The 23,364-nt window shown below is 43.1% G+C and carries 21 protein-coding genes; 4 read left to right on the forward strand and 17 right to left on the reverse strand.

Translation table 11 applies throughout. The features are described 5' to 3' along the window. Positions 1-263: 263 nt before the first annotated feature. Positions 264-1,451: an acetate kinase gene (locus AC4E8A_RS17940; RefSeq protein WP_490194983.1), complete on the reverse strand. Its 1,188-nt coding sequence runs from the start codon at positions 1,449-1,451 to the stop codon at positions 264-266. A 783-nt stretch (positions 1,452-2,234) separates the two neighbouring features. Here AC4E8A_RS17940 and AC4E8A_RS17945 point away from each other — a divergent pair. Next, positions 2,235-2,495 (forward strand): hypothetical protein, encoded by a 261-nt coding sequence (locus tag AC4E8A_RS17945; protein ID WP_490194985.1) that lies wholly within the window; start codon positions 2,235-2,237, stop codon positions 2,493-2,495. A gap of 58 nt (positions 2,496-2,553) precedes the next feature. Here AC4E8A_RS17945 and AC4E8A_RS17950 read toward each other — a convergent pair whose 3' ends face one another. The 7 genes from AC4E8A_RS17950 to sppA form a co-directional block, all read right to left on the reverse strand. Next, positions 2,554-3,561, reverse strand: coding sequence for an IS1595 family transposase (locus tag AC4E8A_RS17950; protein ID WP_490194987.1), 1,008 nt, complete (start codon positions 3,559-3,561; stop codon positions 2,554-2,556). 137 nt (positions 3,562-3,698) lie between these two features. Next, positions 3,699-4,685, reverse strand: a complete 987-nt coding sequence (locus AC4E8A_RS17955; protein ID WP_490194989.1) for a class I SAM-dependent methyltransferase — start codon at positions 4,683-4,685, stop codon at positions 3,699-3,701. A 144-nt stretch (positions 4,686-4,829) separates the two neighbouring features. Beyond that, positions 4,830-5,330 carry a thiol peroxidase gene (gene tpx, locus AC4E8A_RS17960; RefSeq protein ID WP_490194991.1) on the reverse strand — a complete coding sequence of 167 codons (501 nt, stop codon included), beginning with the start codon at positions 5,328-5,330 and terminating at the stop codon, positions 4,830-4,832. Positions 5,331-5,495: 165 nt separating this feature from the next. After that, complete coding sequence (ytfJ, locus tag AC4E8A_RS17965; protein ID WP_490194993.1) at positions 5,496-5,969, reverse strand: GerW family sporulation protein; 474 nt, start codon at positions 5,967-5,969, stop codon at positions 5,496-5,498. Between the two features lie 73 nt (positions 5,970-6,042). Beyond that, the gene (locus tag AC4E8A_RS17970) at positions 6,043-6,771 is read right to left on the reverse strand and encodes a DUF2953 domain-containing protein (RefSeq protein ID WP_490194995.1); all 729 of its coding nucleotides are present in this window, start codon (positions 6,769-6,771) and stop codon (positions 6,043-6,045) included. Between the two features lie 132 nt (positions 6,772-6,903). Then, positions 6,904-7,407 carry an RDD family protein gene (locus tag AC4E8A_RS17975; RefSeq protein ID WP_490194997.1) on the reverse strand — a complete coding sequence of 168 codons (504 nt, stop codon included), beginning with the start codon at positions 7,405-7,407 and terminating at the stop codon, positions 6,904-6,906. Positions 7,408-7,427: 20 nt separating this feature from the next. Continuing rightward, positions 7,428-8,438 carry a signal peptide peptidase SppA gene (gene sppA / locus AC4E8A_RS17980; RefSeq protein ID WP_490194999.1) on the reverse strand — a complete coding sequence of 337 codons (1,011 nt, stop codon included), beginning with the start codon at positions 8,436-8,438 and terminating at the stop codon, positions 7,428-7,430. Between the two features lie 224 nt (positions 8,439-8,662). On the opposite strand from sppA, the gene AC4E8A_RS17985 reads away from it, so the two are divergent. Continuing rightward, positions 8,663-9,463, forward strand: coding sequence for an NAD kinase (locus tag AC4E8A_RS17985; protein WP_490195001.1), 801 nt, complete (start codon positions 8,663-8,665; stop codon positions 9,461-9,463). A 243-nt stretch (positions 9,464-9,706) separates the two neighbouring features. Here AC4E8A_RS17985 and rarD read toward each other — a convergent pair whose 3' ends face one another. The 7 genes from rarD to AC4E8A_RS18020 all read right to left on the reverse strand — a co-directional run bounded on the left by rarD (position 9,707) and on the right by AC4E8A_RS18020 (position 18,219). Then, positions 9,707-10,642: an EamA family transporter RarD gene (rarD, locus tag AC4E8A_RS17990; RefSeq protein WP_490195003.1), complete on the reverse strand. Its 936-nt coding sequence runs from the start codon at positions 10,640-10,642 to the stop codon at positions 9,707-9,709. 364 nt (positions 10,643-11,006) lie between these two features. Then, positions 11,007-11,165 (reverse strand): hypothetical protein, encoded by a 159-nt coding sequence (locus AC4E8A_RS17995; RefSeq protein WP_490195005.1) that lies wholly within the window; start codon positions 11,163-11,165, stop codon positions 11,007-11,009. 844 nt (positions 11,166-12,009) lie between these two features. Beyond that, on the reverse strand, positions 12,010-13,611 hold the full coding sequence (locus AC4E8A_RS18000; protein WP_490195007.1) for an amidohydrolase: 1,602 nt from the start codon (positions 13,609-13,611) through the stop codon (positions 12,010-12,012). Positions 13,612-13,811: 200 nt separating this feature from the next. Further along, a complete protein-coding gene (gene mbcS, locus AC4E8A_RS18005; RefSeq protein WP_490195009.1) occupies positions 13,812-15,398 on the reverse strand; it encodes an acyl-CoA synthetase MbcS in 1,587 nt (528 codons plus the stop codon). 168 nt (positions 15,399-15,566) lie between these two features. After that, positions 15,567-15,773 carry an alpha/beta-type small acid-soluble spore protein gene (locus AC4E8A_RS18010; protein WP_490195011.1) on the reverse strand — a complete coding sequence of 69 codons (207 nt, stop codon included), beginning with the start codon at positions 15,771-15,773 and terminating at the stop codon, positions 15,567-15,569. An 86-nt stretch (positions 15,774-15,859) separates the two neighbouring features. Continuing rightward, a complete protein-coding gene (gene thiI, locus AC4E8A_RS18015; RefSeq protein ID WP_490195013.1) occupies positions 15,860-17,071 on the reverse strand; it encodes a tRNA uracil 4-sulfurtransferase ThiI in 1,212 nt (403 codons plus the stop codon). After that, entirely contained in the window at positions 17,068-18,219 is a 1,152-nt protein-coding gene (locus AC4E8A_RS18020) for a cysteine desulfurase family protein (protein WP_490195015.1), read from the reverse strand. The genes thiI and AC4E8A_RS18020 overlap by 4 nt, the downstream gene beginning before the upstream one ends. 333 nt (positions 18,220-18,552) lie before the next feature. On the opposite strand from AC4E8A_RS18020, the gene brnQ reads away from it, so the two are divergent. Continuing rightward, positions 18,553-19,884: a branched-chain amino acid transport system II carrier protein gene (brnQ, locus tag AC4E8A_RS18025; protein WP_490195016.1), complete on the forward strand. Its 1,332-nt coding sequence runs from the start codon at positions 18,553-18,555 to the stop codon at positions 19,882-19,884. Positions 19,885-19,924: 40 nt separating this feature from the next. Here the strand turns inward: brnQ and ezrA are convergent, their stop codons facing one another. After that, positions 19,925-21,625 (reverse strand): septation ring formation regulator EzrA, encoded by a 1,701-nt coding sequence (ezrA, locus tag AC4E8A_RS18030; RefSeq protein ID WP_490195018.1) that lies wholly within the window; start codon positions 21,623-21,625, stop codon positions 19,925-19,927. 225 nt (positions 21,626-21,850) lie between these two features. Here ezrA and hisJ point away from each other — a divergent pair, with 225 nt between their 5' ends. After that, positions 21,851-22,642, forward strand: a complete 792-nt coding sequence (hisJ, locus tag AC4E8A_RS18035; protein ID WP_490195020.1) for a histidinol-phosphatase HisJ — start codon at positions 21,851-21,853, stop codon at positions 22,640-22,642. Positions 22,643-22,644: 2 nt separating this feature from the next. On the opposite strand, the gene refZ is transcribed toward hisJ, so the two are convergent. Next, entirely contained in the window at positions 22,645-23,286 is a 642-nt protein-coding gene (gene refZ, locus AC4E8A_RS18040) for a forespore capture DNA-binding protein RefZ (protein WP_490195022.1), read from the reverse strand. Between the last annotated feature and the right edge of the window lie 78 nt (positions 23,287-23,364).

The following is a 23,364-nucleotide window of genomic DNA, read 5'->3' on the forward strand; positions in this document are numbered from 1 at the left end:
CAAAGGGTTGATTGGAGCGGAAGGCGTACGATCTCCTGCGGGATTAGCGGGACAGGTGAGACCCCGCAAGCACAGCGAGGAGGCTCACCGCCCGCCCCGCGGAGTCGTGCGCCTGTAGCGGAAATCAACTTTTCGCTTCCAATCACCCAATTTGAAAGTATTTAACTTAATTAAACAAAAAAAGCTTGTAGACATGGTCCATAAATTGGACTTTGTCTACAAGCTGAGACCCCACCGAAGTGAGGTCTTTCTGATAAAAAATATTATACAGTCAAACGCTGAACGTCACGGGCAATCATGACTTCTTCATTTGTCGGAATGATCATGACTTTGACAGGAGAATGAGGATGATTAAGGAATGTTTCTTCCCCTCTTACTTTGTTTCGTGCCGGATCCCAATAAATCCCCATGAACTCAAGGCCATTCAGGACTTTTTCACGGACGATCTGGGAGTTTTCACCGATACCGGCTGTGAAGATGATTGCATCTACACCATACATGCGGGATGCATAAGATCCGATGTATTTATGAATGCGGTTTGCGAATACTTCCAATGCCAATTCAGCACGTTCGTTACCTTCAGCCGCCTGGCTTTCGATATCGCGCAAATCACTGGATAGGCCGGACACACCGAGCATACCGGATTTTTTGTTGAGTACGTTCAGTACTTCATCCGCTGTCTGGCCTGTTTTTTCCATGATGAACGGAATGAGGGCAGGGTCGATGTTACCAGATCTTGTTCCCATCGCTACACCTGCAAGCGGTGTGAAGCCCATTGATGTATCGATGGATTTTCCGCCTTCAATGGCTGCGATACTTGCACCGTTACCAAGGTGGCAGGAAATCAGGCGCAGCTGCTCTTTTGGACGTCCAAGCATTTCTGCTGCTCTTTCTGATACATATTTATGGGAAGTTCCGTGGAAACCATATTTACGGATGCCATATTTTTCATAGTAATCGTAAGGCAGGCTGTAAAGGAATGAACTTTCCGGCATCGTCTGGTGGAAAGCTGTATCGAACACTGCTACTGCCGGTACATTTGGCAGGACACTTTGGAAAGATTTAATTCCTGTCACATTGGCAGGGTTGTGAAGTGGCGCAAGTTCAGATAGCTCCTCAATCTTTTCAAGCACTTCATCATTGATAACAACAGAGTCATTGAACACTTCACCGCCATGTACCACGCGGTGTCCAATCCCTTCGATTTCATCCAAGGACTTGATGATTCCTGTAGAAGTCAATTTATCCAAAAGCATTTTCACTGCTACTTCGTGGTCAGGGATATCTGTAACTTCTTCCTGCTTCTCACCATTTACAGAAATACTGAAAATAGAATCATTTAAACCGATACGTTCAATTAGACCTTTCGTAATAACCTCTTCTTGAGGCATTTCAAAAAGCTGGAATTTCAACGAAGAACTGCCAGCGTTGATCGCAATCATTTTTGCCATTTCTTTTACCGCTCCTTTTTCAATAACGTTCTATTATAGTTTGTTCATTTAAGCACTTTATATCTCTCAATTTTTCATTTAATCACTGCTTGTATGCCATTTCAAGGGTAAGCTTCCCGCGTAATCGTTTACATGATAAAATAAGTGTTTTCAGAAAAGTAACAAGAAAGCGAAAGCGGGTTTTCACACCTTTGGTCTAAGTAATGTTCATGAGGTAAAGGAATCCGAGGAAATAAGAAAGGCCTCTTTACGTTTTCCATATAAGGTTGATTGGAGCGGAAGATGTGCGGACCCCTGCCGAAGCGGCGGGACTAGTCCGGCTATAGCCGCCTGGCGGATTTCAGCCTCTCTCTCCTGCTATTCCAGCTCCAAGGTCCAATTGCTAGCGGACTCCCCTGCTCTTTCTAGCGATGAGTCAAACATCAACTCACTACGTTCATTATTTCGTTTATCTCATGCAGAGCTGGTCCAGTCCGTACACAGCTGAACGGGCTGGGCTTTCCACTTTTAAAAGATCAGTCATCATCCAATCGCTGTCGCTCTTCGTGATTCCTTTACCTCATGCGAGACCCTTCCATCCATACGGCACTGATCTGCCGCTCTCGCTTTTGGTTGGTGAACTCGACGAGGCTCAACGCCATCCCCGCGGAGTCCCGCACCTGAAGCCGAAATCAATTTTTAACGAAAGGCTGTTTTCGCAAAGTTTGTTGTTTTTAAAGGTGATTGATTAAATTGTGAGAAAGGATTTATAATATTCATATAAACCGGAAATGAAGGAAGAAAATGAAAAATAGTTCATCAATAATTATTGGTTTAGCAATTATAATAGGTTTCACAATATTAGGTTCATTTTTAATGTCTGCATTTGGTAAGGAATCTTCAAATGTGGATAGTAATAGTAATAATAACGAATATAGATATGAATTGGTTCCTGCAAATGAGCATAATATCATCATTCTCGATAAGAAGACTGGTGAATATTGGAACAAATTTGTGCCAAGTGATGAAGGTCCCACAAATTGGGAAAAGGTGATTCTCCAATAAAAAATAGCGGTAAATAGATTAAGAGCATTAACCACCTTTAAGTATTTTGAGGTGGTTTTTATATTGCTTTCAACATCTCCACTGTTATGTCGTTCGATTTTTGACACGCTGAAACAAGCATTTGCTCTACTCGTTTTTCAAATGCTAAGTTCTTTCCCTTATCAAGCCATCGGAACCAATAGAGGTAGTTGTCCAAATATTTTGTTGCAACTCCTTGAAAACGCTCCATCCTCTTTTTCAGGCGATTATGAAAGTTATTAACGTGTTGAATGTGGTAAATTCCCTTCTTTACACGCTGTTTTTGTCGTTCATTAACTGTTTCGTGTTGTAATCCTTTTATCTTGGCGTACTTTTTATAATTCGTTGCTGTATCGGTGCATAGCAAAGCAGACGGGTGAATATACTCGCCTATCACAGTGTTAATTTCTTCGGCTTTAACACGACCTGTTCCTGCTTTTCGAGCAATTACACTGCTATTGCGGTCTTGTGCTACGACAACAGCAATTTTAAGGTTAGAAATACCTCTCTTTTTGTCTTTTTCTCCACGCTTTTTGGCTTTTCTATGGGTGATGTCTCGCCCCTTCATAGACTCACGAAAGAAAGTTTCGTCACTTTCAACGATACCTTGCAATTGATTAAATCCGAGACTGCCTAATGCGTTCAAGATTTTGTGTCTCCAATAAAATGCGGTGGAAATGTGTATTTTAAGGAGTTCAGCGATTTTTGGTAGTGTATAACCCTCAACCATTAGTTCAATGTATTTCACCCATTTTTCAGGGTAACGAGAGCCTGAGAATGGTGTATTGGTCATATCATTGAAGGATTTTCCACAATCAATACATAGATAGCGTTGTCTTGAACGATATTCACCGTTCCGTTTAACAGATGTACTACCGCAATGAACACACCCCAAACCAGAAGCAAATCGGGCTTCACGAATGCTTTGGAATAGTTTCGTAATTTTATCTGGTTCGTCTGGAAACAAGTCCTGTTTCATTGCGTTAAACAAGGCTAATTGTTCTGATTTGGTTAAATCACTGAACTCTTCATAATCATTTTCCCACATACTTGAACGCCTCCTAAACCCCATTATATCGACCTGACAGTATGGTCAAGAAAGCAACAGTCTATACGAAAACAGCCTAACGAAAAAAGGGCAAAGCCCCAAAACCTTTGTGACTTTACCCTAATCGTTGCTTTCCCTTATTTGTTTTGTTTAAACCACTGCTCCATCTTCGCAAGCAAATTTTCCATTGCTTTCTGATTCGACAGTGACGGCATATTCGCCATGAGCACTTCTTTAGGCGGTTTCACATCCGCTTTTTTCTTTTGCAGGACCAGGATGCTTTTCGCTGAATTCTCATTTTTGAAAAGAGACATCGGCAGCTGAAGCAGACCCTGGATGTACACTTGCTCTTTAAAAAAGGCATGCAGCTTCTTCGCCTCATCCGATTCGAACAAATGGTTCGGCACAAGGAAGAACAGATAGCCGCCCGGCTTAGTATGTTTAAGGCTCTGTTCAATGAAAAGATGATGAGAATAAGAATGGCCTTCATCACTTTTCAGTTGATAGTCCGCAGCTCTCAAATCGTTTGGATAATAACCGACAGGCAGATCACTGATGACAACATCAACTGGATCAATGAATAGCGGCTCAAGGGCATCCTGGTTGAACAATTGCAGGGGATGCTTTTGCAGATTGGCTCCAATATACGAAAGCTTGATCAAAAGATCATCTATATCGACTCCAACTGATTCCACTTTTTTATCACCAAGGCCATTCAAGACCGTGGTCAGCAAGTTCCCTGTCCCTACGGCCGGGTCCAATACCCGCAGTTCCTGGCTGCCTTTCGTGAATTTACCTGCCAAATAACTGATGAACATTCCGATTGCATCGGGTGTCATCTGATGGTTTGGCTGCGAGCTTTGCTTCATGCCTTTTAGAATGGCCAGCTGCAGGGCTTTCCGGATATGTTCTTTGCTGATCTGGTCCAAACCGGCATCAGCGTATTTCTTCTTCAGCCTTTTCTTGGTCAGTTCATTCAATTCATCTTGCAGGACATCTTGGTGAAAAAGATTTTCCCCCGTCTCGGCAACTGCTTCTAAATATGTACAAGATAATTCTTCTTGCAGAATTAAGGCTGTATCATCTAAAACGTTAAACAAATTTTCCGTTGGAGAAACCGTCATGTGTTCTCTATCTCCTTTACTATTGATTCTTTTCTCTATTTTACCCTTGTCAGAACAAGTGTCAAAGAAGTTGTGCTTCAAATAAAAACTGACCCTGTCGGATTGCTCCCGGGTCAGCCTCATCATGCTGTTCAAGAATTCACTTTACTTTGCGTTTTTCACCGCATCGATTGCTGCATCATAATCAGGGTGGTTGGTTGCTTCGCTGACATATTCAGCATATGTCACTTTATCGCTGCTGTCGACAACAAATACGGCGCGGGTAAGCAGACGAAGTTCTTTAATGTACACACCAAACGCTTCGCCGAAAGACAGGTCGCGATGGTCGGATAACGTTTGGACGTTTTCAATTCCGTTCGCCCCGCACCAACGTTTTTGAGCAAATGGCAGGTCCACGGAAATAGTAAGAACTTGCACATTATCAAGCTTTCCGGCTTCTTCGTTGAATTTGCGTGTCTGTGCGTCACATACTCCTGTATCAAGAGATGGTACAACACTGATCAACCGGACTTTTCCTTTTGTGTCGCTAAGTGATACTTCCGAAAGGTCGTTAGCCAAAACTGTAAAATCAGGAGCTGTGTCCCCGGGTCTTACTTCGTTTCCTACAAGTGTTACAGGATTATTTTTAAAAGTGATCTCAGCCATATTGATTTACCTCCTCTATAAGTATCAATCTCTGTAATCGTACCTAAGGGCATCACCGGAAAGCAACTAATTTGATTGTATAAGCCTCCCGGAGCAGAAGAAATCTTTTGTACTCAAAAAGAATAAGGACTGACCAGTTCCTGATCAGTCCCCAGCTTATCAGTATTAGAAATCAAATGATTGGTTATTTTGACCTTGGTTTTGGCTCTGCTGTTGACCCTGCCCACTGTTTTGGGTGTTCTTTTTCATCATGCCCTGTATCTTCTCCATGACGCCTGGTGCTAAATCAACAATCTTTTCTAATAGATGCGTATTTTCATCAAGATGGAGCATTTTGATTCCTTTAGATCCCACAATCAGAAAGGCAATCGGCGTAATGGAGACACCGCCTCCGCTACCTCCGCCAAAGGGCTGCTTTTTCTCACCTTGCTTGTCATCCTGGCCGTCTTTACTGCCTTTGCCTTTTATGACAAACTCGCTTCCTCCGGCCGCAAATCCGAAACCGACCTTTGAAACCGTTAGGATCACACTTCCATCAGGCGTTTCAACTGGATCTCCGATAATCGTATTCACATCGATCATTTCTTTAAGATTTTCCATTGCTGTCGTCATAAGTCCTTCGATAGGATGATCAGACATTAGATTACCTCCTAAAATGTTATGTACAGACCCTTTAACACTCTAAAGCGGTGAGGGACAGTCCCCCGGTGCGTTAGTGCGGTAAAGTGTTGTCTTTGACTGTTTGATTCTTTTCTGACACCGAGGAAAGAGGCTTTGATTGAAAGTTCGGCTTGCCGCCTTTCCAGAGTTTGATCATTTTGATTCCTGCTAATATAGCATGCCCGACCCGAAAAGTTATAATACATGAAAAATCTGTTTGAATGATTGCTTTTTGGAATGAAGGCACCACCATCATTTGCGGCATTGTTTGCAGATTCATATAGCTGCTCAAGACTCCCATCATGCTTCCCTTTGCCCCCCAGATCAGCCCAGTCATCGTCCCCGTGGAGGAGGCATCCCCAGTTCCAAAAAGAGTCTGCCATTGTATATCGAAAATCTTCACTTTGCTTAAAAAATGGCTGATTATACTATGAAGCCCTGCTACATGCTGCAGCAGCTCCCGGAAATCCTTTATAGAGGTAAGGATATCTTCAGGGGTTTCCTTTTTCAGCTTATCTTTTTCCTCTCCTTTTCCTTCCTTGCCTTTCTCGGTTTTTTCTTCGAAAACAATATTCGGTCCCTCATCACCCAGCTTTACCATCGGCACTTCTACCTTGTATTTGATCAAGCCGAACCATGCCCTGAATCTGATTAAGAAATGGTCATTATCATTTCCATGATAAAGTGAAATCGTTATCGTCAGCTTTGTAATGATGATGAGTAATAATAAGAATACTATAAGGCCTAAAATCACGATCAGTGTTATGATCCACCCATTCACTTTGTTCACAACCCTTCAATTAGAAAGTATTGGCTATTTCCTTTCTAAATAAACCCTTTAAGGAATGAAGGAAATGCTTTTTTAGCGAAAAAAAGAAGCAGCTATTTTCAAGCTGCTTCCTTATCCGATAAATTACACACTTGCTGTCTTGAACACCGCAGCGCGTTTTTCGCGCACCACAGTAGTATCGGCAAACAAATCGTGAATTCCCTGCTTCTTATTTGTAAATGCGGCAACGATATATAACACCAAAATCGTGGCAGAAATGAACCTGCCTACCAATTCCCTGAAGAGGACTGTGCTCCAATCCAAAGGCTTTCCACTCATTCTTATAACTTTTAATCCGAACGCCATTTTTCCAAGTGTCTGTCCCATATATTTTGTCATCAAAACAAAATACCCGTAAAAGATGATCGCACTCAAGATGGAGATCGGGGCGAACATATTATCTTTTATTAGTGAGAGGTCCATTGCTCTGAAGATCGGATAGACAATGAGCCTGCCTATGCTGGAAATGACGATCAGGTCCAGGAGATAGGCCCAAAATCTCATCCAGAAGCCTCCAAGTTCAAATATTTTCTCTGCCTTCACTTGTTCAGTTGCCGTAAGTTCTTCTTGATTATTGACTTCACTCATGAACGGTACCCCCTTCTAAATTATTCTGCATAGAGATACATCAGCCTCGGCGAATTAGGCTGGGATAATATTTTCATCAGTGCAGCCGCCTCGATGTCGCCGCCGGCCAGCCTTTTTGCACCCATATTCAATAGAGAGGCAAAGCCGCCATCATTTGTATACTCGATGACTTGGGCATCCCCAAGTTTAAGGTCTTTCTTCATTTGCGCGATAACATCCTCAACATAACCGAAATCGTCAATCAGGTTATTTTCCTTAGCCTGGATACCATCGTATACCCGTCCATCTGCTATCTTCTTCACTTGTTCCTCTGACATTCCACGGCCTTCCGCAATGACATCGACAAACCCTTCATAAGAGTTATTGACCATGGTTTGAAGGATTTGTCTTTCTTCTTCCGTCATTTCCCTTGTAGGGCTCATGATGTCTTTATGAGGACCGCTTTTGATGGTGACAAAATCAACGCCGTATTTATCCGCCAGCTCAGAGTAATTGATGCTTTGCATGATGACACCCAAAGAACCGGTGAGTGTTTCCTTGCTTGCGAAGATTTTCTTTGCCGGTGCTGAAATATAGTAACCGCCGGAAGCCGCCATTGACCCCATTGAGACATAGATCGGCTTCTTGGACTTTTCTTGTATTTCCACAAGCTTTTCATGAATCTGGGCACTCTCCACTACACCGCCGCCTGGTGAATTCACCTTTAAAACAACCGCTTTAATGCTGTCATCTTCTTGAACAGCCTTCAGCTGTTCCATGAACACTTCATGATTATACCCTGGACTTTCAAATATAGATGCAGCTGTGTTCACATCCTGGATGACACCATCCACTTCCAAAACAGCAATTCTTTTCGCTGCACTTCCATCTTCAAGGACTTCTTCCGTAAAAGGATTTTCAGTAGTTGCGAACATCTCTTCAAACGCCTGGTTAAAATCGCCTGACATAGCTGAGCTCGCAAAGTTTGCCACAACGGAAAAGATGAATAAGCCTGCAGCAATCCCGAGTGCTGTCCAACGTTTTCCACTCATTAATTTATTCCTCCTCTTTTTCTCTTCATGATGAATACGTACATCGCTATCATAAAGTTTCATTATCATGATAAAATAATGGTGCATGCAAATTGCCATGACCTCTCTCAGAATATACCTCATGAAACTCACCAAGAGCAGCTGCAGATTGCATATAATCATTATTCTAGCAAAATCTAACGTGATTGGAAAAATTTCATCCTATTTTTTGAGGAGGCATAACCATGAATGAAAGACGCAACCTGTATTTCTACACACTAAAAGACAATAAAACCCTTGAACAAGCAGAAGAACTGGCACACCTTGCGGATCAGTACGGCTTCAATGTAATCAAAAATGCAAAAGAGGCAAATATCATTGTAAGTATCGGAGGAGATGGAGCATTCCTTCAAGCTGTCCGAAATACGGGCTTTCGCCAGGATTGCCTCTATGCAGGAATCTCAACCACCGGAAGCTTGAGTATGTATTGCGATTTCCATATTGATGATAAGGAAAAGATGATCAAAGCCATGACAGAAGAACAAATAGAAGTCAGGCGCTACCCGACCATCAATGTAACAGTCGATGATCAAACAACCTTTAAGTGCTTAAACGAATTCAGCATCCGCTCCGGTATCATCAAGACATTTGTAATCGAGGTTCATATCGACGACCTGCACTTCGAGACATTCCGTGGAGACGGCATGGTGATCGCCACCCCGACAGGAAGCACAGCCTACAATAAATCAGTCAACGGGGCAGTCGTCGACCCGATGCTTCCATGCCTGCAGGTAAGCGAACTCGCTTCATTGAACAATAACCGTTACCGCACCCTCGGCTCCTCCTTTATCCTGAGCGGAGAACGCAAATTGAAACTCGAGGTGGTACAGGATGGCAATGACTACCCATCCATGGGAATGGATAACGAAGCCTTGGGCATTCAACATGTTAAGCAAGTGGTCATTGGATTGAGCGGGGAGAAAATCAAAACAGTCAAACTAAAAGATAACTCCTTCTGGGAGAAAGTGAAGAGGACATTTTTATAAAAAAGAAGAAGAGAAGCCTTAGAGTACGGGCTTCTCTTTGCTTGTTTTAATTATATTATCGGCGATTCGCGGCGGGTTTTCGGCGGTTTTTCGATTTTATCGGCGGTTCCAGGTAAGTTATCGGCGATTCAGAGCGGTTTATCGGCGAATTCCCCATTTTATCGACCTTACGACACAATACGACAAATCACTCACAGAAAAAGCGGGTCACCTGACTAAGGGACCCGCTCCTTTAATTCACTTCTATGCACATTTTTCCTCTGTCTTCGTTTTCCATTTTACTCTTTTCATTCTTGAAACGGAGAAAATCGTCAACGCTGACCAAATGAACGTAAAGGCAACCAAATGTGTATGTGTGAATGGTTCTCCATACAAAAAGACACCCAGAATCAATGTCAGTGTCGGAGCGATGTATTGCAGGAATCCTACCATATAAAGCGGGATCCTCTGAGCTCCTTTTGCAAAGTAAAGCAGCGGCACAGCCGTTACGGCACCTGCTGCAATCAATAATAAATCAGTGCCGGCTGATAGATGAAACAGCGAAATGTCTCCTTTAGTAGACAAATAGATTAGGTAGATAAGAGCAAATGGGGCTGTTGTCATGGTTTCCAATGTCAATCCTACATCTGAATCCACTTTGATCAGTTTTTTTGCCAATCCATACAGACCAAAGGAAACGGCCAGACCAATGGCAATCCAAGGAAACCTTCCATAGGAAGCAGTCAATAGGATGACACCGATGGCTGCCAAGATGAACGACACCACCTGAGCCTTCGTCATTGTTTCTCGTAAAATAAATACGCCAAGCAGAACACTGACGAGTGGATTAATATAATAACCAAGACTGGCTTCGACCATCTGATCGGTATTGACTGCCCAGATGTAAATGAACCAGTTTGCACTGACTAACAGCGAGGCCACCGCTAATGCAGCCAGCTTCTTCTTTGTATTCATCATTCCTTTTATCATACCCCAGAAGGCTGGGAACTTCTTAATGGCGATCAAAAAGACAATCATGAACCAGAATGACCAGAATATCCTATTTGCTAATATTTCATCCGCCGAGACATGATTCAGCCATTTCCAGTAAATCGGCAGGAGCCCCCAAAGAAAATAGGAAAATGCCGTATATAGAATACCAGTTTGTTCTTCTGTTTTAATATCGGCCACCCCTTTCAAAAATTATTTCCATTCTCGAAATATTATCATTATATATCGGTTAATCCTAAAGGGCAATCTGAAAGTTTGATCATGGAATAAAATAGGCCAGAGGATACGGCAGGTGATCGTTGGTTCGGGGGATTGTAGATTTATAACTTAAATGAAAAGGGAGACAATAGTACGGATTCCCGCAGCTTTTTTTGTAATATGTTCTGTTTATCCTATACCGCTGTTCTCACGACTCGAGTCCTCTTTTACTCACTACTCCTGTCCGATTCCTACCCTTTCGCGACTCTTTTTCCCGACCATACAGGCTTTCTGTCCCATTTCTGCTGTTTTCGAATCTCGAGTCCTCTATTACGTTCTGCTACTGTCCCAATTCCTACCTTTTCGCGACTCTTTTTTCCGACCACACAGGCTTTCTGTCCCGTTTCTGCCGTTTTCGAGACTCGAGTCCTCTATTACGTTCTGCTCCTGTCCTGATTCCTACCTTTTCGCGACTCCAAGTCCATACACCAGGCTGCTCCAATCCTGATTCCAACCGTTTGTGACTCCAGACCAGAAGAATATACAATTTGTGTCCCTGAGTCACCCCTCATAACCTGAACAAAAAACCCCCTGCTTAATCCAGATAACCCGTTCAGTTCAGAGGGAGAAACCAATAAATTGAAAGGTAATTTGCGGTACAATTTGCATAGCATTTTGTATCGGCTTTTTTATCGGCATACCAATGGTTTTGAAGTTTTTTCGCTTATTGTTGCATACTGACTTGCAGGCCAATTTGCACTACCGCAAAAATTTATGTGGTGTTGCAAACTGGTCTGCATTTTATGTTACAAATTTTTCCGCGATTCGTTATTGCCAGATACAATAGATGGGAAGATGAAGGGGAATAACTCAGTGGGAGAAAAATAAGGGGAGATTTTACCGTTAGATGTAGAGTAGACGTGGTTTTTGCGGAAAATAAGGGGAGTTTTTCCCTTTATTCAAAGCAAAGCTGCCTATTTTCACGTTTTTTGAGTCAAATAAGGGGAATTTCTCCCTCTATTTAAGCTGTTTTCAATACTATTTGCTAATTAAGGGGAATTTTTCCCTCTATAAACCTCAATTAGCAGAGAACCTGGTTTCATTGCTGAAGAATGCAAAGTTTAACGGGAGACCCGCTGTTCAACCGATCTGGGGCTTAATTGAATAACGCATAATAGAAGTGAGGAGCTGCAAGGTCGTTGGCAGCTCCTCTTTTTGTGCAATTTTCATTCATAATACACTTCAAAACAGCCTGCAAAAGTCTTTGTATTTTAACCGGCAAAACCACCAGCAAATAGGCATTTTCTCTCTCTCATCCGAACGGGTTATTAATCCAGACAGGGAGTGTTCATAAGAGGTTATGCTTTTTTTCTATAAACAACCGTCTCATCCACAATTGTCATATCTACTTCCATATCAAGCAGTTCATCTGCTTCAATTTGGAATAGGTCTTTGGGAAGGACAGTGAAATCCGCCCTGTACCCTTCTTTGATCATCCCGTGGTCATGTTCATGGTGACAGGCATAGGCACTTCCTTTGGTGAACAATGAAACAGCTTCATACATCGATAGTTTCTGTTCTTCCATATAGACCGTTCTTTCCACGTCTGACGGATTCGTTCTCGTAACAGCCGCATGAATGCCAAGCAGTGGATCGACAGGCTCGATCGGAGCATCAGATCCCCCTGCACAAGGGATTCCTTCGTCCAGTAAAGTCTTCCATGCATAATTGTATTCCATATTTTCTTCTCCGACACGGTCGATCACCCACGGAAAATCGGATGGAACGAATCTGGGCTGGATATCAAGTATCAGCGGAAGGCCCTTGATTCTGTCGATCAGTTCTCTCCGCAGTAGCTGTGCATGGATGAAGCGGTCCCTTCGGCCATTGTACGTTGGATTTGCCTCTACCACTTCCAACACATTTTCAAATGCCTGATCACCGATGGTATGGACGGCGATCGGCAGTTTATATTCTCTGGCTTTCTTGACAAGCGCAGTCAGATTCTCCTGTGTATGTATGGCAACTCCGTTCGTGGAAGGATCATCATTATATGGATGGCTCAATAATGCGGTCCTTCCTCCAAGGGCACCATCGGCAAAAATTTTCATGGCTCCGAATTCAACCAGTTCTGTTCCTCCCATAAAAGTGAACCCTGCTTCCTTCCAGTCATCAATGACCGCTTGATGGACAAGCAAGTGAGAACGAAACTTCCTGCCGCCCTCTTCTATGACATTCAGGAACGTTTGATAGGTTTTGTTAAAATTCCCGTAGTAACTCAGGTCCTCTGTGTGGCCTCCGACAAGTCCAAGTCTCCAGCAGTTTTCAATGGCTTTTGACAAAGCGTCTTCCAGATACTCCCCGGTTGGTGATGGAAGGGCATCAACAAGCAGATCCTGGGCTGTGTCTTTTAAAACCCCATTTAATTTGCCTGTCTCCGCTCTTTCAATGACACCGCCAGCTGGATTTTCGGAATCCTCGTCAATCCCTGCGAGCTCCAAAGCCTTTGAATTGGCGACCATTGCATGGCGGCAAATCCGTTTCAGCAGAACCGGCTGGTCAAGAACCACTTCATCAATTTCCTGCCTTGTTACGACTTCACTATTTTCCCACAGGTTTTCATTAAAGCCTTCCCCGATCACCCAGTTTCCTGCCGGTGTGTTTTGAGCTTTTTCTTTTACTGCTTGCAAAACCTGTTCCTTCGTAGTCATTTTTGAAAGATCCAAGCGAATCAATGTCTCTCCATGACCGATAAGATGCATATGACTGTCGACAAATCCTGGAAAAGCTATTTTTCCCTGTAGATCGATCCTCTCAGAAATCGAATCGGCAAAGCTTGATTCCATTTCCTGCAGAGCTCCTGCCCCTCTGATAAATCCATCCTTTGTAAAAACAGCCTCCACCGCTGCTCCTTCTTCAGTCATTGTATAAAATGTTCCGTTATGCCATAAAGTCCCCATGTTAAAACTCCTTGTCCTGATCTTTATCTATACAAAAAAAGGACTGGCTCACTGCCCTGATAGAGGTAGTTCTTTGAATGAGCATCAAATGCAGCATCTCTGTCAGGACGGGAGCCACTCCCGTCATTTTTTGTCTATTTTATTTTACTACATCGCTTTACTACTTTAAAGCGTTTCGTATTCTGAAATGTCAGGCAACACTATTCGTTTTGAAACGCCTTTCTTTCATTTTGCCTAAGCTCGATCCTTCTGATCTTACCTGAAGTGGTCTTCGGCAGTTCTTCAAGAAATTCGACCTTCCTTGGATATTTATAAGGGGCTGTCAGCTCTTTTACATGCTCCTGTAGATTTTTGATCAATTCAGGGTCTTCTGGATTCACACCGTCTCGGAGGACGATGAACGCCTTGACGATATTTCCTCTGACTTCATCAGGGCTTGCCACAACTGCACACTCTTTCACTGACGGATGCTTGACGAGTGCATCTTCCACTTCAAACGGTCCAATCGTGTAACCGGAACTGATGATGATATCATCTCCCCTGCCTTCAAACCAGAAATAACCTTCCTCATCCTTTTTCGCTTTATCCCCGGTGATATAATACTCTCCACGGAACTGCATTGCTGTTCTTTCAGGATCTTTATAATAATTCTTGAACAAAGCCGGCGTCTCGGTATGGACGGCAATATCCCCGACTTCTCCAGGAGCGCACGGCCTGCCCTCTTCATCAATGATTTCCACCCGGTTTCCAGGTGTAGGTTTCCCCATTGAGCCCGGTTTCAACTCCATTCCTTTCATGATACCGACAAGAAGTGTGTTCTCCGTCTGCCCATATCCGTCCCTGACTTCTACATTGAAATTCTTCTGGAATGCATCGATGACTTCCCTGTTCAATGGTTCTCCAGCGGACACAGCACTATGAAGGTGTTCCAGATTATATTCGCCTAAATCATCGACTTTGGCCATCAAACGGTACTCGGTCGGTGTGCAGCATAAAACGTTGACCTGATAGTCCTGCAGCATTTGCAGGTAGGTATCGGGTTCAAACTTCCCTTGATAAACCAGGCCTGCAGCCCCTGAACCCAGGACAGAGAGGAATGGACTCCAGATCCACTTCTGCCATCCCGGACCCGCGGTTGCCCATACTGTGTCTCCTTCTTCAATGCTGAGCCATTTTTTTGCCGCAGTGCGCAAATGGGCAAAAGCCCAGCCATGGGTATGGACGACACCCTTAGGATTTCCTGTCGTTCCGGAAGTGTACGAAAGGAATGCCATGTCTTCGCGGCTTGTATCGGCAAGCTCAAGCTCATCGGATAACTCATTTTTCAATTGGTCCAAAGAAAGCCAGCCTTCCTTTTCTGCCCCAATCACAAACTTCTTCAACCCTGAACTTTCTTCCACCTGATCGAATTGATCCGTATATGGTGCATAGGAAACAATCGCCTTAACGTCTCCATGTTCAATCCGGTATTTAAGATCTTTGGAACGAAGCATTTCTGAACTTGGGATGACAACCATCCCAGCCTTCAATGCAGCCACATAGGTTTCATACGCTTCGATGAGGCGCGGAATCATGACGAGGATGACATCGCCTTTCTCCAAGCCATTTTCCAGGAATGCGTTCCCAATTTTGTTCGCATTTTTCATTAAATTGCGATATGTAATTTCTTTTTCTTCCCCTTGTTCACTTTTCCACAAAATCGCCTTATTGGCAGGGTCAGCAGCAAATTTCTCGACTTCACTGATCAGGTTGTACCTTTCTGGCGAAAGTAAATCTTCTCTTCTCATTCATTCTCCCCCTTTGATGTAGTCATTCTATTATACAAAATTTTTATAATATTTTAAATTATTTAGCAAAGGGTATTTAGTCTTGATTACAGAATAATGTTCAATGTGTTTATAAACATTAAAAAGGAGCGGGGTGTCCCGCTCCTTGTAGCCATTGTATTTAGTTGATTACTGTTGGTAGCCTCCGCCGATTTGTTGTTCAGCCATTTGAACTAAACGTTTAGTGATTTCACCACCGACAGAACCGTTAGCGCGTGCAGTTGTATCTGCACCAAGTTGTACACCGAATTCAGAAGCGATTTCGTATTTCATTTGGTCGATCGCTTGTTGAGCTCCAGGAGCTACTAGTTGGTTTGAGTTATTGTTGTTTGCCATGTGTTTTCACCTCCTTGTGAGTATAGAATGTGCGAAAACACATGACTTCATTCTGTTTATCTATTGGTAATTCTTCCTAAAAAATTTCACAGCAGATCATCAAGATCATCTGCTTTTGTTTGAAGAGCCCCACCTTCAATAATAAGCATTTCCGTTTCAGCAACTGCCTTATTGACTAAGGCCTCGAAATCCACAAAGCTTTCATAGTATTGGATTTTTTCCCTCTTGGGCTTTGTTTTCGGTGCCGGCGGAGTGAAAATTGTACAGCAGTCTTCATATGGAAGAATCGATATGTCATGTGTGCCGATTTTTTTGGCAATATCAATGATTTCAAGCTTGTCCATGGAGATCAAAGGTCTGAGTACAGGCGTATTGGTTACTTCATTAATGGCCAGCATACTTTCTAATGTCTGGCTGGCAACCTGTCCCAGGCTTTCACCAGTGACAATTCCCAAGCCGTTTTGTTTTTCCCTAAGCTTTTCGGTAATCCTCAGCATCATTCTTCTTGTTGAAGTCATCGTATAGTTTTCCGGAACCTGATTATGGACGGTCTGCTGGACTTCAGTAAACGGCACTATATGAAGATTGATCCGTCCACTGAAAACGGATAATTCTTTTGCGAGATCAATGACTTTCTGCTTTGCTCTTTCGCTTGTAAATGGAGGGCTGTGAAAGTGCACTGCCTCTATTTCAACACCTCGCTTCATGATCATGTATCCGGCAACAGGGCTATCGAGACCTCCGGATAGCATCAGCATCGCTTTCCCGCTTGCACCAGCTGGCATTCCGCCGGCTCCCTGATAAATTTCACTTGAAAGATAAGCGCCTTCTTTCCTGATTTCTACATTCAGCTTAATATCCGGTTTTTTAACATTCACCGTCAAGCCTTCTGTGTTTTTCAGGACATGTGATCCTACAGCATAATTGATTTCATTCGTATCAAGTTCAAATGTTTTATCAGCTCTTCTCGCTGATACTTTAAACGTTTGTCCATCTGTGTTCGTTTTTTGAACAAGATGAAGGGAAGCCTCTTTTATTTGTTCGATTTCCTTTTCGGTCTTCATAACCGGGCTGTAGGACTGGATTCCAAATACATTTTCCAGTTTCTTCAATGCCTCTTCCCCATTTTCTCCATTAAGATAGATATGGAGCCTGTCACGGGTAGCACTGATTTTGATAGCCGGAAAGTCTTTGAGTACCATGAGGATATTCTCTCTCAGTTTTTTCGTAAAAGCCTTCCGGTTGCGCCCTTTAGTTGAGATTTCACCATAACGGACTAATATTTGATCATAAATCATTTTCTTCTCCTCGTCGTTTCTTCTAAATTTTTCTTCACTTGCAGTATCGCCTTACAAAATTGATCTGCTTCCTCTTTCGTATTTTCAAATGAAAAACTGACCCTGATGGAGGTATCAAGGAGGTTTTCATTCACACCCATCCCAAGAAGTGTCCTTGAAGGGACATTCTTCTTGGATGAACATGCGCTCGTGGTCGAGACAACTATTCCAAATCCTTCCAAAGCGTGAACGAAAATTTCACCGCGGATATCATGGACTGAGAAATTGAGAATATGAGGGGCAGATCCATAGGCAGGAGAATGGATGGTGATGCCTTCAATTTCGTCCAGCCTTTCGCGCAGGTAACGATTCAGTTCCTTAATACCTTCAAGTTCTTCCCGGCTTTTTTCAAAATGCATCCGCAGTGCTCTCGCAAAGGAGACGATCCCGCCCGTGTTTTCTGTTCCGCTCCGGATTTTTCTTTCTTGTTCCCCACCTGAAAGCAGAGGTGAAATTTCCAATCCTTCCTTAATATACAGCAGGCCTGTGCCTTTCAATCCGTGTACTTTATGTCCGGAAATGGAACAAAGATCGATTCCCGATTCATGAAAGGACAGTGGCACCTTCCCGATACCCTGGATGTGATCGACATGAAAGATGATTTTGGAATAAGGCTGAAGCGCCTTTCCAATCTCTTCAACCGGCTGAATGGTTCCTACTTCGTTATTCACATGCATGATCGACACCAGAATCGTTTCATCTGTTATAGCACTTACTACATCCTTTACATGGACCCGTCCCTCGTTATCGACAGGGAGGTATGTGATGTCAAAACCAAATGTCTTTAATTGTTCACATGTTTCAATGATGGATGGATGCTCAACCCCGGAAGTGATGATATGCCTTCCCCGCTTACGGTATTGAAGTGCCGTACCTTTTAAAGCAAGGTTATTTGATTCAGTCCCTCCAGAAGTAAAGAAAACTTCTGTTTCCTTTACCCCAAGGAGACCGGCGACTTGTTTCCTTGATTTTCCGATCAGTGTCTCGACTCTGCCACCAAGGGCATGAATCGAGGATGGATTGGCAAAATACTCTTGATTCACCTTCAAATAGGTATCCAGTACTTCTTTATATGGTTTTGTTGTTGCACTGTTATCAAAATAAATCATTACATTTTACACCTTCTGATTACTTCAGTTTAAAATCGCTTATCACTAGTGTTTACAAAAGATTATACTATCACAAATCCGTTATTAAAAAAATTCCGCCTGGCAGGATCGGATTTCAATTGTCACTTTCCATTACAATCTTTACATTCCTTCCTAAGCTCTTGACTTGAAGGGAAATTTCTATTAATTTGGTTAAGCGTTAAACGAAAAGGACGAGTACTTTTCGTTTAATATACAGAATTTTTTAACTTTTAATTATTTCGACAATTTTTGCGATTTCTGTGTTACTATAAAACCGCTTCGTTCACCTTAGCCTTTTAGGAGGTATTATCCATGAGAGAGAAAGCGCTATCATATAATTTAATTTTTACTGTCGGACTCATGCTGTTCGCATTGTTTCTGGGAGCAGGCAACATGATTTTCCCTCCTTTTCTTGGCCAGCAGGCCGGGGAAAATATCTGGACCGGGATCTTTGGTTTCCTTATAACGGGTGTCGGCTTGCCTTTACTTGGAATCATTGCCATCGCCAAAACAGGCGGAGACCTTCAAACCTTGGCAAACCGAGTCCACCCCGTATATGGGGTCATTTTTACAGTCATCATGTATCTCGCCATCGGGCCGTTCTTTGGGATTCCAAGAACAGGGACGGTCGCTTATGAAATTGGAGTCACCCCTTTTCTTGGAGAAGGGATGACTAAGTACGGCCTTCCATTATTCATTTATACGATCATCTTTTTTGGACTGACCACCTGGCTGGCTATGAACCCGGCTAAGCTTGTTGACCGGATTGGAAAAGTCCTTACTCCTGCACTACTGGTGATTCTAACAGTACTCGTGATTAAAAGCATCCTTTCACCGATGGGCAGTTTTCATGAACCGTCGGGGGCTTATATTAACGGGCCTTTTTTCAAGGGATTCCTTGAGGGTTATCTGACCATGGATACCATTGCAGCTCTGGTCTTTGGAATTGTTGTCATTAATTCTGTCCGCGAGAAAGGAATTACGTCCAAGGCAGCCATTACAAAAGCTTGCATTTTGGCTGGAATCATTGCAGCCGCCGGCTTGGCACTTGTCTATCTTTCCTTGGGATTCATCGGAGCGACCAGTACAGAAGCCATCGGCTTGAAAGATAACGGAGGAGCTGTCCTGGCTGGATCAGCCAATTATCTGTATGGTCAGATTGGAACGGTAATTTTAGGGCTGGCGATCACCTTTGCCTGCCTGACGACTTCCATTGGGCTGGTTTCGGCCTGCGCCCAATATTTCGCCAAACTTTTGCCGGTATCTTATCGCGCTTTGGTCATTATCATCAGTATATTCAGTATGATTATTGCCAATATTGGATTGACACAGCTTATTTCCGTTTCGCTGCCTGTCCTGATCGTGATTTATCCGTTGGCGATTGTTCTGATTATGCTCTCATTCATGCATAACTGGTTCCATGGCTATTCAGGAGTATATATCGGGGCATTGATTCCGACATTCCTCATTAGTTTCGTTGACGGCATAAAAACAGCCGGCATGGAATTTAGTAGCTTGAACGATCTATTAAGTGTTTTACCTTTATTCAATGAAGGAATCGGCTGGCTGCTGCCGGCACTACTCGGCGCCATCATCGGTTTCCTGCTCTCCGTGGGTATGGGAGCTTCCAAGAAACCAGCTTAAAAGAAAATCCCGGTCTGGAAATTACCAGCCGGGATTTTTCTTATTCCGCATTTAATTCTTCATTAACAATGTTTTCAATTCTCTGGATGGCGCCGGGTTCAACTTCCTCAATGGCCGTTGCTGCTTGTTCGAGTGCCTCTCTGTAATCAAAACTTCTAAAGGCAGATTCTGCTCTTTGCAACTTTTGAGATACCTCACCATTTCGGCTTCTGTACCGGTTTCCGTATTGAATGACCTTTTCTGCCAGCATGACCGTTTCAATCAAATCTGTTGTCTTCTTATGGAAATGTTCGACTGTGTCTACTGCTTTTTCAAGGTATTTCTGAACAACAGGCATATTGAGCGGCTTTTCTTCAAGAGCCCGAACAACATCAGTGATATTTTTATATGCTTCTTCGAGAAGAGCATTATAATCAGTAGGCAACCCCGGGATATTGCTCTTGGAAATCATCCGGCTTGCTTCACCGATTTTTTTCTTTAGCTCGGATACCTTTTCCTTTGCTTCAATTTCCTCTTTCCTTAAGGTATGAAGCTGCTCGGAAAAAGTATTCTGCTCACTCCTGATTGCATCAAGCTGCTGGTTGATATCCTGCAATTCTTCACTCAGGAATGAATAAGCGGATTCATTTTCCTGAACTTTTTCCTGTAGCTGCTGGAAACGCTTGAAAAGTGTGTTGATTTTCTTTTCCAGCTGAACGGGGATCTCCAGGTCCTCATCATTCAGGTGATACCCCTGCTGAACAAACTCGGTTTCCTGTTTGATTTCCTTGTTGGCGGACTTGATCATTTCAAGCAGTGCTGATGACTTTTCTTCATTATGAAGGACGAAATGTTTGGCAAGTACTTCTTTTTCAAGTAAGTCGTACAGATGCTCAACGCTTTCCTTTAATCCTTTAACATCCTCTGCCGCTTTACTTGTTTCCAATTTTTCCAGCGACACAAGGCATGCAGCCAGTTCTTCCCGGAGTCTGGAGAGTTCCGTGCTGATACCAAGGTGCTTCAGGACATACCCTTGAGCCTCCATTTCATTAAAACCGGCTTCCACTTCATTCAGTTGATTAGGAAGGGAATTCTGGCATTCTGTAAGCAATTCCGGAATCACTTCCATCTTTTCCATAATGTCCTGGGTGTCTTGTGTCAATCCCAAAACAATTTCCCTCGCCTCCAGGTAATTTCCTTCTTCCGTAAGTTTAGTGAAGTCTTCGATTTCCTCCGACATTTCATCCAATTTCGCTTCAAGGCCGTATGCTGCTTTACCATAGGTATGTCGGTGGGCAAGCAGGGTCTTTTTGCTTTTGCGGAAGTCTTCTTTCAATTCTTCAATCTCCAGCCGGTTCTTCTCTTCGCTTCCGACCAGTTCTTCCACCTCAGAATGAATCCTCTCCATCTTATCTTCTGTTTTATTCAGGATTTCCTCTATTCTTGCCTGAACATCCTTGGCGGAACCAAAACGGAACTTATCAATATATTCTTCAGCGGTGAATAACAGCTCTTCCACTTCAGGAAGGTCAGCGGTGACAATGTCATCCCACTCTTTACGCCACTTTTCGAAAAGTTCCTCTGTCTGGCCGGTCATGTTAAGCTGCTTGACTCTGGAAAGCTCATCCAAAATGGGCCTGTTCATGATATCGACCTTCCACGATTCAAGACGGTCGATATGGTGGTAGTATTTTCTTCTTATAAAAAAACCGATAATAAATAGGATAATTAAAAGTATAATTCCTCCGATGATAAATTCCATCGTAAGCCCCCTGCTTCTATAACTTGATCTGTTCTATGTAAAAACTGTAAAATCTCATATCATAGCTTTTATTATGATACCATGATAACGACATTTTTTGACGATTTATTTGCAATTTTTCCTCTATAAATAGAAGATTTGTTATAAATGTATACCTCTCCAGCTAAAATATTGATATTTTACTATTATAGATGAATATGACAGTAAAAGGAAACGAGGGATTGGATGAAAATCGACGGCCACATTCACAGCCCTTATTGCCCCCACGGGACTAAGGACTCATTTCATGAATATATCGAGCGAGCCATAATTCTTGGGTATGAAGAAATCACTTTCACGGAACACGCCCCCTTGCCGGCAGGATTTGACGACCCTGTGCCCGATTCAGACAGCGGCATGAATCCAGATTTTCTTGAAGCGTATATTAGGGATTTGGAAATACTCAAAAAGGAATATAAAGGAAACATCATCATTAAAACAGGCTTGGAAGTTGATTATATAGAAGGATATGAAGAGGGGACGACACAGTTCCTGGACACATTCGGCCCTCACCTCGAGGACAGCGTGCTTTCCGTTCATTTTTTATTTAAAAAGGGGAGGTACGACTGCCTGGATTTCAGCAAAGAAAATTTCGGAAGGATGATTGATTTCTACGGATCGGTGGACACTATCCATCACTCCTATTACCAAACCGTCTTAAAATCAGTAACAGCCAACCTCGGTAAATACAAACCGAATCGAATCGGCCACATCACCCTTGCGGATAAATTCAAGAAGGATTTCCCACCTGCAGGCTTATTCAGGCAAGAAATAGAAACGGTACTGGAAGAAGTGGCAAAGCGGAATATGGAGCTTGATTATAATGGAGCGGGCTATTTTAAAAAAGGCTGCGGTGTTTCGTATCCGCCGCCTGAGATTGCAATGATGGCCATTGAACTGGGAATCCCGCTTGTGTATGGATCAGATGCGCATCAAGCAAAAGACCTGAATCAAGGCAGAGACCGCATGATCCTGTAAAACTACTGAGGGATTGCAGCCTGTCTCGTTAACAGGCATTGGTCGACCCACTGTTCCAGGGAAGTAAAATAGCGATCGACAAAAAATGGTTCTTGCGGGTACACATGCCACACTTCCCTTAAGTATTGGCTGTTAAGGAACGGCATTGACAGCATGGACTTCAATTGGATGATAAAAATACTCACCGGCATGGAAGTGAAGCGATTTTGCTCTTCTCCCCTCTCAAAAAAACGCTTAAACAAGTAACGCTCCTTCATCAGATAAGAGGAAATGATCTCACGGACAATTTGCGAGTCAATCGATATCTCCCTCCAGACAAAACGGGCAAGGAGATGATTCTCACTCTGATACTGAAGGATGTTCAAGACAGCTCTTTTTAAGCATTCATCCGCAGGAGTGAATGCTAATTTATCTGCTTCAGCCTCAAGGCACTCTAAATAAGCTTCAAAGAAACGGGTGAAACAGGATTCAAGGAGTCCCTGCTTTCCGTGAAAATGATAAGAGATATTTGCGGCGTTCACCGACGCTTTTTTGGCAATATCCCTAACAGAAGTTCCGTCATAGCCTTTCGTATTGAAAAGTGAAACAGCCGATAAGAGAATATTTTCTTTTGTCATACCTGGTGCAGCAGCTGGTTTAGCCATGATCTCACTACCTTCAAATTTTATTAGTTGAATCACCCAAGGAAATGTGCTAAAAATGGTTCATTAGGATTGCCGTTA

The sequence above is a fragment of the Bacillus sp. SRL337 genome, assembly GCF_984799155.1.